Origin of the sequence: Edaphocola flava (genome assembly GCF_004118155.1) — a bacterium.
In the GTDB taxonomy this organism is placed as follows: domain Bacteria; phylum Bacteroidota; class Bacteroidia; order Chitinophagales; family Chitinophagaceae; genus Edaphocola; species Edaphocola flava.
Genome location: NZ_SAIQ01000002.1, coordinates 15,252 through 30,982 on the forward strand (window position 1 = coordinate 15,252; position 15,731 = coordinate 30,982).

The 15,731-nt window shown below is 37.6% G+C and carries 16 protein-coding genes; 7 read left to right on the forward strand and 9 right to left on the reverse strand.

All coding sequences use genetic code 11. The features are described from left to right. Positions 1-639 (forward strand): hypothetical protein, encoded by a 639-nt coding sequence (locus EMP01_RS06315; protein WP_129020673.1) that lies wholly within the window; start codon positions 1-3, stop codon positions 637-639. Positions 640-757: 118 nt separating this feature from the next. Next, the gene (locus EMP01_RS06320; RefSeq protein WP_129020674.1) at positions 758-1,324 is read left to right on the forward strand and encodes a hypothetical protein; all 567 of its coding nucleotides are present in this window, start codon (positions 758-760) and stop codon (positions 1,322-1,324) included. Between the two features lie 152 nt (positions 1,325-1,476). Here EMP01_RS06320 and EMP01_RS15600 read toward each other — a convergent pair whose 3' ends face one another. The 3 genes from EMP01_RS15600 to EMP01_RS06335 are packed head-to-tail and all read right to left on the reverse strand — an operon-like array spanning position 1,477 to position 3,755. Continuing rightward, the gene (locus tag EMP01_RS15600) at positions 1,477-1,926 is read right to left on the reverse strand and encodes a DUF6527 family protein (protein WP_202616013.1); all 450 of its coding nucleotides are present in this window, start codon (positions 1,924-1,926) and stop codon (positions 1,477-1,479) included. Beyond that, positions 1,910-3,091 (reverse strand): ThiF family adenylyltransferase, encoded by a 1,182-nt coding sequence (locus EMP01_RS06330; RefSeq protein ID WP_129020675.1) that lies wholly within the window; start codon positions 3,089-3,091, stop codon positions 1,910-1,912. Before EMP01_RS06330 ends, EMP01_RS15600 begins: the two co-directional genes overlap by 17 nt. Beyond that, entirely contained in the window at positions 3,066-3,755 is a 690-nt protein-coding gene (locus tag EMP01_RS06335) for a multiubiquitin domain-containing protein (RefSeq protein ID WP_129020676.1), read from the reverse strand. Before EMP01_RS06335 ends, EMP01_RS06330 begins: the two co-directional genes overlap by 26 nt. A 226-nt stretch (positions 3,756-3,981) precedes the next feature. Between EMP01_RS06335 and EMP01_RS06340 the strand changes: the two genes are divergently transcribed. The 5 genes from EMP01_RS06340 to EMP01_RS06360 all read left to right on the forward strand — a co-directional run bounded on the left by EMP01_RS06340 (position 3,982) and on the right by EMP01_RS06360 (position 9,457). After that, positions 3,982-4,569, forward strand: a complete 588-nt coding sequence (locus EMP01_RS06340; RefSeq protein ID WP_129020677.1) for a sigma factor — start codon at positions 3,982-3,984, stop codon at positions 4,567-4,569. Continuing rightward, the gene (locus EMP01_RS06345) at positions 4,566-6,200 is read left to right on the forward strand and encodes an ImmA/IrrE family metallo-endopeptidase (RefSeq protein WP_129020678.1); all 1,635 of its coding nucleotides are present in this window, start codon (positions 4,566-4,568) and stop codon (positions 6,198-6,200) included. Before EMP01_RS06340 ends, EMP01_RS06345 begins: the two co-directional genes overlap by 4 nt. After that, positions 6,176-7,813, forward strand: a complete 1,638-nt coding sequence (locus tag EMP01_RS06350; protein WP_129020679.1) for an adenylosuccinate synthetase — start codon at positions 6,176-6,178, stop codon at positions 7,811-7,813. Before EMP01_RS06345 ends, EMP01_RS06350 begins: the two co-directional genes overlap by 25 nt. Continuing rightward, complete coding sequence (locus tag EMP01_RS06355; RefSeq protein ID WP_129020680.1) at positions 7,813-8,445, forward strand: DUF7002 family protein; 633 nt, start codon at positions 7,813-7,815, stop codon at positions 8,443-8,445. Before EMP01_RS06350 ends, EMP01_RS06355 begins: the two co-directional genes overlap by 1 nt. A gap of 130 nt (positions 8,446-8,575) precedes the next feature. Continuing rightward, on the forward strand, positions 8,576-9,457 hold the full coding sequence (locus EMP01_RS06360; RefSeq protein ID WP_129020681.1) for a hypothetical protein: 882 nt from the start codon (positions 8,576-8,578) through the stop codon (positions 9,455-9,457). A 980-nt stretch (positions 9,458-10,437) separates the two neighbouring features. Here the strand turns inward: EMP01_RS06360 and idi are convergent. The 6 genes from idi to EMP01_RS06395 are packed head-to-tail and all read right to left on the reverse strand — an operon-like array spanning position 10,438 to position 15,702. Beyond that, the gene (gene idi, locus EMP01_RS06365; protein ID WP_129020682.1) at positions 10,438-10,965 is read right to left on the reverse strand and encodes an isopentenyl-diphosphate Delta-isomerase; all 528 of its coding nucleotides are present in this window, start codon (positions 10,963-10,965) and stop codon (positions 10,438-10,440) included. A 15-nt stretch (positions 10,966-10,980) separates the two neighbouring features. Then, positions 10,981-12,219: a lycopene cyclase domain-containing protein gene (locus EMP01_RS15605; protein ID WP_202616014.1), complete on the reverse strand. Its 1,239-nt coding sequence runs from the start codon at positions 12,217-12,219 to the stop codon at positions 10,981-10,983. Next, on the reverse strand, positions 12,219-12,671 hold the full coding sequence (locus EMP01_RS06380; protein ID WP_129020683.1) for a sterol desaturase family protein: 453 nt from the start codon (positions 12,669-12,671) through the stop codon (positions 12,219-12,221). Before EMP01_RS06380 ends, EMP01_RS15605 begins: the two co-directional genes overlap by 1 nt. Before the next feature lie 44 nt (positions 12,672-12,715). Next, entirely contained in the window at positions 12,716-13,552 is an 837-nt protein-coding gene (locus EMP01_RS06385; RefSeq protein WP_129020684.1) for a phytoene/squalene synthase family protein, read from the reverse strand. Beyond that, positions 13,536-15,029: a phytoene desaturase family protein gene (locus tag EMP01_RS06390; protein WP_129020685.1), complete on the reverse strand. Its 1,494-nt coding sequence runs from the start codon at positions 15,027-15,029 to the stop codon at positions 13,536-13,538. Before EMP01_RS06390 ends, EMP01_RS06385 begins: the two co-directional genes overlap by 17 nt. A 7-nt stretch (positions 15,030-15,036) precedes the next feature. Next, the gene (locus EMP01_RS06395; RefSeq protein ID WP_129020686.1) at positions 15,037-15,702 is read right to left on the reverse strand and encodes a MarR family winged helix-turn-helix transcriptional regulator; all 666 of its coding nucleotides are present in this window, start codon (positions 15,700-15,702) and stop codon (positions 15,037-15,039) included. Positions 15,703-15,731 lie beyond the last annotated feature (29 nt).

The following is a 15,731-nucleotide window of genomic DNA, read 5'->3' on the forward strand; positions in this document are numbered from 1 at the left end:
ATGGCAACAATATATGTAATAGCCGGACCACCCGGCATCGGAAAGAGTACTTCCGGTGCCGAATATATTCCGGAAGATATAAAGATCCTGGACCCTGATCTGGTTGTACAGCGGTACAAAGAGCAGGGCTTCCAACAGTATAAAGATATAGGTAACATAAGGTTTGATACTTTACTCCGCCAGGAACTCAATACCTGTGAAGATTTCGCCATAGAACTGAACCTTGGCTACCAAAGCCATTATGATCTGCTAAAGAAAATAAAGAATTATAGTCTGGATAATAAAATTGATGTCATTCTTTTTTATACAGATAGCCTTGATCTATGCCTGGAGCGTGTAAGGATTAGGCATGAGAATGGACTACATCTCGTACCAGCAGAAACTATTGAAGAGATGTATAACAATACTTTACCCTTATTAAAAGAACACTTTAAACTTATTTCAAACCTAACCCTCCTTGATGTTAAAAAAGATGTTATTCAACCGGAAATTGTTTTGCTATCCAATGAAAACAAAATTGATCACGGATCTAATTATAAGTTTCCAAATTGGATAAGCAAGTTGCATATAAAATTGCCAAATAAAACTCTAAAAGTAAACACTGCTTCAATTAAAAAAGTTCCTCGCCAAAAGCCCTAGGGGAGTATTGTTTTGAGTACTAGAATTAAAATTCTAGTTTTAGCACTGAAATGAATGGACATTCATAATTTGAATGTTCAATCTATTATTCAAAATTAATTTGTGTCAAACATATATAATGCAAGAAAATAATATTGACTTTACTAAAGAAGATGTTGTGTACTCAAAAATAGGTTCAGCCCTAGTATCTGCCCAACGAGTTGAATTTCTTTCAGGAAAGCTACTTGAATTATTGGAGGAAGATGGTGCCGTGTATGGTATTATGACTGAGGACTTTACCAGCAACTCGGAAAGGTCAAAGAAACTTAGAAAGAAGACACTTGGACAAATATTTTACTTCTTGAAATTAAACCCAAAGCTTGTAATTGCAGAAGAGCTGGATGAATATGCAAGACTGAGAAATATATTAGCACATAAATTTTTTCCTATTTTTCTAACTACAAAATCTGATGAGCAAATGTGGACAGCTATAAAGTTTTGCTATGCTTTTGGGAGATTCTCAAATAGAATAGAAAAATTCTTTAGCGGATTTCTTTACTTTTTGTCTCTTAGGTTTGTAAAAAATGCTGATTTTCTTCCTGCTGAAATGCAAAAAAGAAGAGGCGATTTTGAGTATTTTATGAAATCACTAGATTATCGAAAGTTACAGGAAATAGAAGGAGAGAGTATTGACAAATTTGATTAGAAATGATTAAAAGGTTTAACAGTAATTAAAATATATCTAAAATTACAGCCAAACCTATAAATAAATAGTTGGTTTGGCTGTTAATTAAAATAGTATTAATTAATAATAACTAATAGACTGACTTATAAATTGGATAAAAACAGCTTTTGTTTTTATATTTCCTTATTTTTTAAAATGAAATTTATTAATTTCTTTATGAAAGCAAAGGCTTGATTTATGAAGCCAGTCTTTATAAGCCTAATTAGCGCATCCTTTACTTCATTTCGTTCATTATTATAAAAAAACTTCTTTGCATTCAGATCTTCAGCTCGCCCTTTCAATATTTCCTTTTTACTCCAACAACCGGCAAATTCAATTTTGCTACTTCTTATCCAATAGTGGGACCTACATTCAAAATTCCAATTTCCCATAGACGGATGAAGCGTAATAGATTTTCCATTAAATTTCAGCTCCCACTCTGTAGGAGACAATGGAGTGACTACTTCATTACCACAGCCACATACACACTTGTGTATTGCTGTGCAGTATTCGATTGAAATGTATAAAAGGCCTTCTTTAACTTTTTCAGGAATGAATTCAACGAACTTATGTTCTAACAACATCTTCATTAAAAATTTTAGACGTACTAATAGTATATGAGCTATGGTGTTCATTTTCCAAATCAACATAAACTCCAGATATTTTCTTCCATTTTAATATCGCGAAGATTGCATTCAGCGCATTCAGTTCTGCAATCTGAATATTAGTTGCATATTCATTATTATCTGAACCTTGTGAAAAGATACGAAGAGGTAGATGGTCATTTTTGCCACTAGTGGAAGAAGTAACTCTTAGAGCACCTGTAAGCTTACCATCAACGATATTAACACCTAAACCGACATCAGAAAATGAAATACCTATACGAACCAAATAATCTGTTATCATCTTCCTTATCTCATTTTTATCAACACAAACAAATACATAATCCATTTTATCTAAATCTAGTAGATTTTCTTCCTTCAAATAATAGTCATGGACATAAATATACTTGTGCATGTTAGAATATAGCCTTTGATAATATTCAGCTTTTCTCAGATTTTCATTGAGGTCACTCTTTGATGCTGCGCCTGGTGAACGAAAAGCGTTGTGTTGGCCAAAGCTATCCCCATCAAAAAGATGGATTTCCTTTACAGGTGCTTTAGCTACCATATCCAAAATATATGCTCCAGTACCTCCCAAACCAATAATTGCAATTTTCTGTCCTTCCAATTTTGCATTAACTGCTTCTATATTAGCTCGGCTCGAATTGGTGTCAATATATTGAAATACAGTTTCATCGGCAATGTCTGCTATCACCTTAAAGGTTTTTTCGGTAACAGAAGGGTCTATATATTTCGCAGGTGCGGAAATAATATCTGCATACCTTTTGACTTTTTCATAATAATTTGGATATCCTGTAGTAGGCTTATTAGAAAAGGATCTGTTTACAGTAATCTGACTATTCAGTACAGAGTTCACATTACTATGCTGAATAGCTGTTATTATTGTACCATCAATACTACAGGGATTATCCCCTATAAAATATATAACATGATTATCTGGAGCTGTTGTCATGTTACTACCACTTAACGTTAGTGTGCTTACCAACACTCCATATTGTATTTGCCTATTTTGATCGACAAATGGTATATGATGGATAAGTAAATATCCACCACTTACCTCGATCTCATAACCCTCGTCTCTTAGACGTTTAAGGTCGGAACTACGATTTATCAGTTTCTGTGACATCGAATATCATTTTATTTTTAATGCGAACAATTGAACCTTTAACCAGAGTGCCTTCTGGTTTAGGATCCCAACCTCTACTGTATGTAACTGTACAACCTTTGTTTGGGTTATTATCGTATGACCCAAAAGCCAAAATAACTAATTGTTCAAAAGAGATGTTTTCTTCTTTCCATGTGTACTGACGTGCATTGACAATAATAGTTACCTCGACTTGTCTTGGTTTAGAGAAGAATCTCTCTTTGCCAGGACGGGCTAAATCAACTATTTCATCATCAAATATTTGATCATCTTGCCAGCCTTCCTTGATGTCAAGGAAGATGGCATCTTCAGCAGGTATGTTACCCAGCTCTCTTATTTGTATACCTCTGATGTATTGTTTGTACCAGGTAAAAGGCTTATCATTAATGGAAAATTGAAGTTTTTTCTTTACAAAGAAATATTCAATTTCAAGCCGAGCTAGGTTAACTTGTTTCTCATTTTCAATAAGCTCATCTTGATAAGGTTTGCTAATTGACAAAAACAATTCTGTTTCGATTGGTATGCCAGCTTTTAATTTTAGTTCTTTTCCACTCCAATACTGTTGATCTGTATAAAATGTGCGGTTTTCAACCTTAAATTCTAGAAGCTGCTTACGGTTTCCTTGCTGATCAATTTGATTTTGCATATATAGTAAAGTTTATGTTTATAGTGAATAATGCTAACCGCAATGTATTTTTTCCTATAAATAAAATAATATTTCTTAAACCAATACCTTAATTCATATGATTAAAAAGTATATGTTTTTGGTTTTGTATGCGGAAGTAAATATTTTTTGACACAAAAGGGAAAAAAATTAACTTTAATAGCATATATATTATTATACCCAACTATGTGTTGATAAACTCTCATGAATGGATACAGTTTTTTGGGAAAATGTGATCACCCAATTATTAGCATATGCAGATCAGCTTTTAAAAACTCATGCCTGGTTTCGCGGAAAAGCATCAGATACGTCAATTAAAGGAAGGCAAGCTGAAGACTATGTACAGGAAACGATCGCTAGATATCTAGATGATCCTGATAATTATGACCCATCAAAAGGGGAATTGATAAAATATTTAAAATATTACATACTTCGTCGCCTTGTAAGTAATGACTCTAAAAGCTTGGAAAACACTGTAAATATTGATCTTTTCGGCTGGAAAAACGATGACTTGGAATCTGACATGGAGTTTTGGGAGAAATTGATGCCGGTGGAAGACTGCGATTTCGACTCAAACATCGATTTTGAGCAAATTTTAAATGATATTTGCCATAATTTAGTCGATGATCCTGAATGCACGGTGATATTTAACTTGACACGGAAGAATGGTTATAAAAGACGGGAAGTTATCAGAGAAGTAAGCTTTACCGAGGATCAATTCGATAACGCAATGAAGCGTCTAAATAGAATCTTAAAGAAAGTAGCAAAAAAATATAGTATAAATCAAACGCTATGAGCAAGGTAAAAAAAACGGATAAGTACGACTTCCTGAAGCTCATAATGTCAAATATTGAATATAATAGTTCAACGACAGAAAGAGCGAAAGAATATTTGAAGGAGGTTGGATATAATGTTGACGCCGTAGTATCTCGGAATCTGGCTAAGGTTATGGAGCTTCAGATGAAAAAAACGAAGGAATCAACATCGGAAGAGAAGATTGTTCAACACAATGATCATAAGTATATATCCAACGAGTGGTACTGGACACATCCATCAGTACTAAGATTAATTAATGAATCACAAAATAGAGATCCAATCAGTGCAATAAAGGACCGCGCAAGGGAAGCTGTAATAAAGGGATTTGAAATGGGCTGGGAAGGTCCTCCATATGACCCAATTGCCTTGGCTAGGCTTTTAAATATTGATATTTTTCCTAATGATCAAGTAGCCGATGCTTGTATCAGGACAACTTCAGCTTCATCTTATCAAATTCAATATAACCCACAGCAAAAACAAACAAGAATCAACTTTTCAGTTGCGCACGAAATTGCGCATACTTTATTTAGCGATTGCGCACAAGCAGATATTAGACATCGAGAACAATATCCTACGGCTGAAAACCGTCAATTAGAACGATTGTGTAATGCTGCAGCCGCCGAGATTCAATTACCATATGCAGTGTTTTCTCATGATGCTGATATTGTAAATCCTTCTATGAAAGGCCTAATTGAATTGGCTATGAAATATAAGGCGTCTTTAGAGTCTGTTTTTATTCGATATACAGAGGTTATAAATAGACCTTGTGCTGTAATTATTGGCATATTCGATTCGGTTAATAAAATCAAACTTGATTATCATACTGCATCAAAAAGCTTCCCTGTCGATTTAAATAAGGATTTTAATGTTCCTATTGATTCTGGAGCTTTTGATTGTTATACACCTGGACATACTGCGGAAGATTTAGAACCATGGGTTTTATCTAATGGAATGCGCTTTTATGCATCATCGGTTGGGATATCAGCTTATCGAAAAGATAATAAACCTCGAGTTGGAATTTTACTTGTTCCAGAACATATTGCTGTAGCCAATATGGAGGAGCGAAAGGTTATTATTGAGTATGGTGATGCTACAAAGCCACGTGGTGGTGGAAATAAAATAATTGCACAAGTTGTAAATACTAGTGGAGCTTTGGGTGCGGGATTTGGCAAATCCCTATCAAAGAATTATCCTCAAGTTAAAGACGCTATACTGAAATGGAAAACAGATAAGAGTAGTTTTATTTTAGGAAACTCCAATTTTGTTGATGTAGGTGGCCAAGTCTATCTTTTCCAAATGCTGGCTCAAAAAGGGCTCATGGCAAAAAATAACGAAATTCCTTTAAAATATGATGAACTGAGAAAGTGCTTGATTCAATTGAGAATTAAAGCTTTAGAGATCGGAGCTTCTGTTCACATGCCAGCTATAGGAGCGGGTCAGGCGGGAGGAGATTGGAATTTGATTGTCGGAATGATCCATGATGAATTAAGTAATTACAATATAAAAGTACATATTTATCTTTTGCCTGGAAAACCATTTAATCCCAAGCAAAAATCATCCTTAACCCTCTTCAATGAACCTTCAACATGGGAGACAAAAAAGTTATTCTAGTTCTGTCGGGAGAAATTTGTACTGGGAAAAGTACATTAACAGAAAAGCTGAAAGATCGATTTGGTTTTAGGCATTGTAAAACGAAAGAAGGATTATATGATTTCGCACAAAGAGAATTGAAAGGAAAACCCCCTGATCGGACATTTTTACAGCAATTCGGAGAGAGGCTGGATAAAGAAGATGGTGGCAAATGGGTCCTTGAGTATTTTCAACATCTTTTTTCATCTAATTTTACAGAACATGCATTATATGTTGTAGACTCTGTAAGAATTTTAGAACAGATCCAACATATTCGGTCTGCTTATAGTTATTTCGTCTACCATATACATTTAGAAGCATCTTCGGAAACTCTTAAGAGAAGATTTTTGCAACGTCACGAAGATGGTGGCTTGGAAGAAAGTGAACAATATGAAAAATATAAAAAATATAAAGCTGACCAAACTGAAACACAAGTTAACAAGCTCAGTACAGAAGCAGATTTAATTATTGATACGGACAAATGTAATGAGGAAGATGTATTTATAAGGGTAGCGAGCTTTTTCAAACTTCTCCCATCTACAGAAAACAGTCTTGTCGATGTGTTAATTGGAGGCCAATTCGGCTCTGAAGGTAAGGGCCAGATTGCTGCACATATTTCTCCTGAATATGAATGTTTAGTTCGCGTTGGGGGACCCAATGCAGGGCATACAGTATATAACGAACCCAATAATCATGTTTTCCATCTTTTACCTTCGGGTACTTTCCGTGCACCTAATGCCAAAATTCTTATTGGCGCTGGGGCTGTATTAAATTTAGAGAGAATACTTGCAGAAATTCAGGCATTTGAAATTGAAAAAGGCCGTTTAATTATAGATGAGAATGTTAATATTATAACTTCTGAAGATATAGCTATGGAGCAAAAGATTAAGGAAAATATTGGATCTACCGGACAAGGAGTTGGTGCTGCCACAGCCTCTAATATTTTATCCCGTCTTTTTGCAAACGAGAATCATAAGGCTAAAAAATTTCAGGAGCTTAAACACTTCATTGGGGATACTGGTGCAGAGCTAGAAAAATTATATGCTCAAAATAAAAAAATTCTGCTCGAAGGTACTCAAGGATCTGCTTTAAGCTTACACCACGGTACCTACCCACATGTCACCTCCCGCGATACGTCAGTATCTGGATGTCTTTCCGAAGCAGGAATCTCCCCTAGACGAGTTCGTAAAGTAATAATGGTGACTAGAACATATCCTATTCGAGTTGGAGGAACATCAGGGCCTTTTGGTAGTAATGAAATAGATTTCGCTACCATTGCTCAACGATCAGGAAAAAAACTTGAGGATCTAGTAAAAAAAGAGATTACAACTACAACGAAACGGCCAAGAAGAATTGCCGAGTTTAGCTGGGACTTGTTTAGAAAGGCTTGTGAATTAAATTCACCAACAGATATTGCACTAACTTTTACGGACTATATTTCAGATTCAAATGAACTTGCAAGACGTTATGAAAATCTTACCGAGGATACACGTAAATTTATAGAAGAAATTGAGCGATGCTCAGGTGTAAAAGTATCCCTTATAGGGACTAAATTTAACTTCCGATCTGTTATTGATCGGAGAAATTGGAGCTAATGGAACTAAAAAAATTTATAAATGATAGATCATTCCTGTATCATTTAACTAATGAACAGAATGCAAGTAATATACTTAAAGAAGGCAAAATATATAGTGCGAATACTATAATAGATATGTCTAATGATAAAACTTATAATTTGCACAAACGTTCACGAAGAACTGGGCATGTACAAATTGTAAGTAAAAAAGGGATTATTTCCCTCCGAGATCAGAGGCCAATCTCAGAGAAAGCGTTGGCAAAATGTCTTACTAATGATTGGAGTGTTGGAGATTTCCTATACCATTTAAATGATCGGGTATTTATGTGGCCTACACTAGAAAGACTTTGGAGGCATTTCAAAAGATATGAACATGAAAAACCAACTATTTTTCGCTTCAGTACTAGCGAAATTATATCAGCAAATCCTCATGTTAAATTTTGTAGGCTAAATTCCGGTGCTACTAGAGCTAACTCTCATTTGGGGGGAAAGCCCCCAGCTCGTGGGATTGATACTTTTCTTTCTGCTGATCACTTTAAACAATCCGTCAGAGAGGTGGCTGAAGTTACATTTGAGGGTTGTTGTATTATTAATGGTCCTATTTGGATAGGAGAACGGCCTGATTCTGTATTTAAGCAAGTAGATACATAATTAATTATTTTTCCAATATCATTTTAAATTTAAGAATGATATAATTCTAGCAATAGCGGCGGAGCTCTTAGCGAACTAATGAGCTTTTATTGTAAAAGAAAATCTAATTTACGTGATATAAATTTAGTTAATGGAAAGACATGAAAAATCAGATTGGAAGTTTTTAGTCGGTACTTTAGCACTAATTTTTGTTCTGAAATTAATTGGTCTGAAATTTCCAGTTTATTTTTTTGACTTCTTTACCTTTCTTTCTGTACTGACTGGTATTGGTCTACTTGTTTGGATGGCCCTTAAAACTGATAAACTCGTAAGATTATCTCTAGCCAGTCTGTCTATTTTCCTATTCTTGCATTTAGTTGTATTTCCCTTTTTATATCTGATAATCATAAGCCGAAATCCTGAATCAGTGGAATTTGATGGTTACGTATATAAAACTGAAAAAGCGAAAGCCATTAATGCTCTAAATACCTTGTTCAGAATTGATAACCTTAAGAAGCAGATCTCCCTCTTGCGTTTAATAGAATCTGCTCCTGATAGTATACGAAATATTAAACTTGAGGAACTAAAAAAACGCAAGGTGTCTTACAGGGAATTTATTATTGGACTGAAAATGAAGCAGCCTATAGGAAGATTCAAAAGACCTAATCAGATGGAGTCATTAGTCTTTTATAATTCTAGAATGACTGAAATAACATATATTCTAAATAGACCTGAAATATATGTCGGCGATGACAATACGATTGATAATTACAGACTAAAATTTCAAAAAATTTACGAAAGAGCTTTCCGAAGCTACAATTTAGAATATCGGGCTATTAATCGATCACATTTTTGGGGATATAAAAATATACTTCCATTCACACTCAATATAACTCTTGGTGGGAACATAAAATGTCGAAGCGCAGGTGCCAATATTATATACTTCTTCCATTACTCCCTTGTTTGGATATTTCTTATTGGATTTCTCTCATCCCTAATGACCGATTTAGTTAAACGATTTAGTAAAATCTAAAACTGACAATCGACCGCACTAACAAGGGTTTTAAGCTCCAAGAATATATATCCCTGGTTTGTGGTACCCATCTTCTAAATATAAGAGTTGTGTAACTGTTGTGATGCCTCTCTTATGGTATTTTGCTATTATTTTGGGTGTAATATATCCTATTCGGCTAATGCAGTTGTTCTTTAAGTTTAATGCTACAATTGGAATTAAACGGGTATTCCTGGCAATGAGCAATCTTGTAAATGTCAGTGGAATGCTTTTGCAGAGTATTTCTTTAGTTTGTTACAGCAGTACTGCAACTTTTCTATCAGCAGATGAGACGTTGCTTCTTTTCTGCTCCAACCCACCCACATTTGCTCATCAGTGATGCTTTCTCTCCAATCCTTTATTGGTAGCACATTCTGTAGCTAATTAATTTGAAACAATTGCCACGCTTTGTAGGAACAATTGACAGAAGTATGCAATATTGAAATAGAAAGTTCCATGTCCTTGTTTTTATAACTTTAGACGTGGAGTTAACATGGAAAGGAGTCAAAAGTATATACATGCCTTAATAACTTTAACTGTTTATTTTTAGATGTGATTAAATTTTTTTTATTGATGCTAAACATTCCTAAAATCCTAGTTTCAAACTGCCCAAAAAACTTAAGATCGGTATTAAATGTTCGATTAAACTCCCTCTCTCTCCGCAAAGAGCTTCACAGAAATGTGGAGCTCTTTTGCTTTATGCACCATTTGCATATATGTCTGAATGCTGTTTTTTATTGGTGCTTCCTTCGGGAATGAACTGTGCACATAGCATTTCTTTTTGCACCCCCTAATCAAAGAACTGAGCAAAGTGGCGTATCTAAATATTTATTTCGCGAAGAATAAAATTTTATTTATTTCCTGAATGAAATGACGGCTTCCTGTTGTGATGGTATTGGGTACAAGATTTTGATATCATAAAATCTTACAATAGTCATCGATGAGAATGTTAGCTGTGCAAATTATTCTTGAAGATGCCCAATGTGATTAATAACCCTATTGTATGCTATCTTAAACCATGTAGTAAATTTTTCGGGGTAATGCAGCATGATTTCTTTTAATGGCTGTAACTTCATCCAGTAATAGTTTTGAACTTCTGAGGGATCAGGATTGGGATGTACATCTGTGTAGCCAATGAGTACATGATCGTATTCATGCTCTATTAAATTATTTTCTACAGGACTATTGTATATAAATGAAAAGGCATGTTCCAATGCACAATTTATACCCATTTCATAAAATAGCCGCTCCTGAGCACTGGCGATTACTTCCTCGCCCCACTGCGGATGTGAGCAGCAGGCATTAGTCCAAAGGTGAGCACCATGGTATTTATTCGCTGCCCGTTTTTGTATGAGCATCTCTCCTTTCGAATTAAAAATAAATACTGAAAATGCGCGGTGCAGCACGCCCTTTTCATGCGCTTCCAGTTTGTCCATTTGCCCAGTAGGGTTATCATGTTCGTCTACAAGTACTACTTTACACCTATCCATATTCCTGATTTATTTTTATTGTACATAGGGATTATCTTTATCCTGCTTTACCCAGATAAGCCTGGTCGTATCATAGCCTATGCTGGCTGCCTGATCAAGAAAAGATTTTCGCACGGCTGCAGGTATTGTCTTTTGGCGTGATAATACCCACAGATAATTAAGGTTGCGGCCGGCTACTAATGCATAGGTATAATCTCTGTCTATAGCGATCACATTATATCCGGCATAAAACGGTTTGAAAAATGTTACTTTCAGAGCGGCTATATCCGTATCGGATCTGAAGCGGGCACTACCTGTTGCAGATTTCCATTTTTTTGACTGTACATTAAATCCACTATTTTCTACCCGGATCGTTCCGTTGGGGTTAAGACTGTACTTTGCTACAGTATTGTCCAGGTTGCGTTCAAAGCGATAATCAAATCGGGCCAGCTCAAACCAGGTACCCAGGTATCTGTCCTTATAAAAATTGGAAACTGGCTTTGCTTTTGAAGGCATTCTGTTACAGGAAGAGAAGAACAGCAGTAGGGCTAGCAGGGGTGTTGAAAATTTAAGTGCAGTTGTTTTCATATTTTTTCTTTTAAAGAGGTTAAAGAAATATATAAGCCATAAAAACTGTGTATACCCATACACAGCATCTTCAACCGGTATGGTGAGCATACGGATATTCAGGATCTCTTTGGGATTGTAATTGACTATGGGGGACTCAAGACCGGTACCCGTAAGTATACCATTGACGGGAAAGAAACCAAGCATCAGCACCAGGTATACCAGTGATGCCTGTCCGATCCAGGGCTTACGGGCTATAAAATGCAGGTATACCATGCTTAGTAAAAGTGCCAGGGCGGTAACCAGCGTATACAGGCGGTCTGTGTACAGCAGGGCAACCAGTATAGCTACTACTGTTGAGGCGAATACAATGATATTGTTGAAAGCATTAGCCCAACTGAGGTTAAAGAACAGGGTAAAACAGTGATAGGTAAACGCACAGGAAAAGGGAATACAGATAAAAAATAACCATTCTTCCAGAGGTAGTCCGCCTATTATACTGCCAATAGTATAACTGGTGTTGAACCACCATACACCCTGTTGGGTAAACAGTATATCCCATATAATAAATGGTATACCCACTACCAACGCAGCTTTAAGAAAGGCCGGAAAGTAGCGGTGGAACTGCACTCTTCTGTCGAAAGAAGCAACAAAGCAGATAATTATGGTGAAGAAATTGATCAGTAAATAAGTAAATGGCTGTAACATTATTGCTTATTAAAATACATTCTGAAATATTTGACAGGTACCCACAGGAAGCCGAAGCATTCACCATCTTCCTTGCTCAAGTGTTTATGATGTTGTTTATGTGCTCTGCGGATCGCCAGCAGGTAAGGGTTTCGCGTATGCCGGAACAGATGCATACGCTGGTGAATGAAAATATCATGCACAAAGAAGTAAGACATGCCATACAGGAATATGCCTAAGCCGATATAAAACACATAGTTTAATCCGGCCTGAACACCGTAGTATAATAGGATAATCGTGGGCACCGCAAATATGACAAAAAACCAATCATTGCGTTCCAGATTTCCTTCGTGGCTGTGGTCGTGGTGGTCGCGGTGCAGGATCCACAAAAATCCGTGCATGATATACTTATGAATGAGCCAGGTCAGGCCCTCCATCAGAATATAGGTAACCAATATAATCAACAGATTCATGTTTTTACAAGTTTAAATGTGATGAGTACTCATAGTCTATCGCATTACAAAGTCGCTATTTTCATCTCCAGGTAACTACGCATTGCTAAAGACAACTTCTGTCCATTCGGGATGCGCACCCTTTCGCTAAGGATCTTCTGTGCAGGTGTATTTTTGATTTTCCGGAACAAAGACCAGTAATAGCGGTGGGCGAGGTAGACCCCAAAGCGGGAAGAAGCCGGCAGTTTTCTGATACCTGTTAGGGCTTCCCGAAATTCTGCTTCTATTTCTGCTTCGATCCGGCGCTTAACCTCATTGTCAAAATGTTTCATTTCAATATGAGGAAAATAGCTGCGGCCCAGGTCCTGGTAATCAGCATTCAGGTCCCGGAGAAAGTTGACTTTCTGAAAAGCAGAGCCCAGCTTCATGGCATAAGGTTTTAAAGCGTCAAACTGCTCTTGATCTCCATTTACAAATACCTTCAGGCACATCAGTCCTACCACCTCAGCAGAGCCCAGTATGTATTCCTGATACAACTCATCTGTGTACTGTACCGGGTTCAGATCCATTTCCATACTGTGCAGGAACTGCGCGATCAGCGACTGTTCAATATCGTAACGGAGTACCGTATCCTGAAACGAGTGTATAATAGGGTTAAGCGAAATGCCTTCCTCCAGCGCTTGCATGGTCTGCTCCTTGAACCGTTCCAGCAACTGAGGTTTATTGTACTGGTGAAAACTATCTACTATCTCATCGGCCAGCCGTACGTATCCGTAAATCGCATATATAGCTGGTCTGATAGTTGGGTTCAGGGCCATGATACCCATAGAAAAACTGGTGCTGTATTTCTGTGTGGTGGTTTTGCTTACCGAGTAAGAAAGTTCATCATATAGCTGTTTCATGTGGTTCTGCTTTAAGGTTATGTAATTCCCCGGCAACAATCTTACCCGAGATAATAGAAGGAGGGACGCCTGGTCCGGGAACGGTGAGCTGACCGGTATAAAATAAATTGGACAGCTTTTTATTCCTGATCGAAGGCTTTAATACTGCTGTTTGGCCCAGGGTATTGGCCAGGCCATAGGCATTGCCTTTATAAGCATTATAGTCGTGTACAAAATCCCGCACACAATAACTTCTCTGATAATCCAGCCTGGCCTTCAGGTCCTGAGCTCCGGTATGCAGCTCTATGCGCTGCAACATTTCATCAAGGTATCGCGCTCTTGTTTTTTCTTCATCATTGAGGCCGGGAGCAAGTGGCATTAGCAGGAAAAGATTTTCATGCCCTTCGGGTGCTACTGACGTATCTGTTACGGAAGGACAGCAGGCATAAAAAAGCGGTTTATCCGGCCATTGCTTATCGGTATAAATAGAATGAATATGATCGTCCAGGTCATGTTCAAAGAACAGTGTATGGTGCCGTAATCCGGGTATGCGCTCCTTAAATCCCAGGTAAAAGATCAGGCAGGAAGGTGCAAATACTTTTTTATCCCAGTACTGCTCACTGTAGTTACGGTAAGGTGCTTCTATCAGGCTTTCGGTATGATGATAGTCTGATGAGGCAATGACCGCATCAAAGTGCCAATCCTCTCCATTGATCAAAAGTGTATGCACCTTGCCCTGCTTCACCTTTATCTGCTCAACGTTATGGTTAAAATAAAAACGGGCACCCTGTGCCATTGCAATATGGTGCATGGCCTTGATCAGCTCGTAGAAACCTCCCATAGGATACCAGGTACCCAGTGCATAGCCTCCGTAATTCATCAGGCTGTATAGTGCCGGTATCTGTTGCGGTGAAGCACCGAGAAAGATTACCGGAAACTCCATCAATGTCCTGAGTTGGGGGTGGGAGAAATAACGCGCCACATAATCACGAAAGTTTGAGAATAAATTAAGCCTGAGGGCACTGAGGGCAATGCGTGGACGAACGAATTCCCACCAGCTCAGACAGGGCTTGTATACAAATTGCTGCATACCCACTTCGTACTTATATTTAGCCGCTTTAAGGAAAGCTTCAAGCCTCGGACCACTGCCTGGTTCTATCTCTTCAAATAACGCATACATATCCTCTATGCGCGAGGGCATGGATAATGTACGATCAGGAAATAATACATCAAATTGGGGCTGGAGGGATACTAACTTATAGAAGTCACAGATCTTGTAGCCAAAGTCTGCAAAAAAACGATCAATTATATCTGGCATCCAATACCAACTCGGCCCCATATCAAATGTATAGCCATTAGGGGTAGTAAATTGTCGGGCACGGCCCCCGGGTATATCATTCTTTTCGAAAACATAGACCTCGTGACCCTGCTTCGCAGCGTAAGCAGCTGCTGAAAGACCGGAAATGCCGGAACCGATTATTGCGATTTTTTTTGCCATGTGGGGCTTAGTTTTCAGTTAAAAACTCCTCTGTCACTCTTTTTATTAATTCATTGCTATCTATATTTTCCAGGTATATAGGCTTGTGAAAGTGATCCAATTTATACAACAGGCGTATAAGATCCATCTTTTCGGCGTGTGAGAGTGGGCCGGTAACAATTCTTGTGGCTAGCCTTATCTGGCTCATTTGCTGTTCCAATGCTTGCCTTCCGGAAGCCGTAATCTGTACAATTTTACTTCTCTTGTCTATTTCCGAATCTTGCTGCTCCACCCAACCCTGATGGATCAGGCGATTGATAATCTTCATGCCCGAAGTTTTTTCCTGGATATTATGCTTGATTAATTCCATCTTGCTCATAGGACCACTGGCTATGAGGTTGATCAGGTAAATAAACTCTTCCTGTGTTGCAAAGCCGGAGCCCTGTATAGCAGATTTTGAATAAGAACGGGCATACCTGTTCATATGCACTATAAGCGTATTGATGACACTATCCGGACCCCTTCCCGCATCCTTGCCTTCCCAGTCCGGTTCCGCGACCGTAGCATTATCTGAACTATCGGCGATCCACTTTTTGAAGCCCTTTATATCCTTTTCATAGATGCTGCCCAAGCCGGAATCGGCTTCAAAATCCTCTAATAATTGGATGAGGTCTTTCATAATGCTATAGTCCATAATAACTAAATTGATGATTATTTGGTATA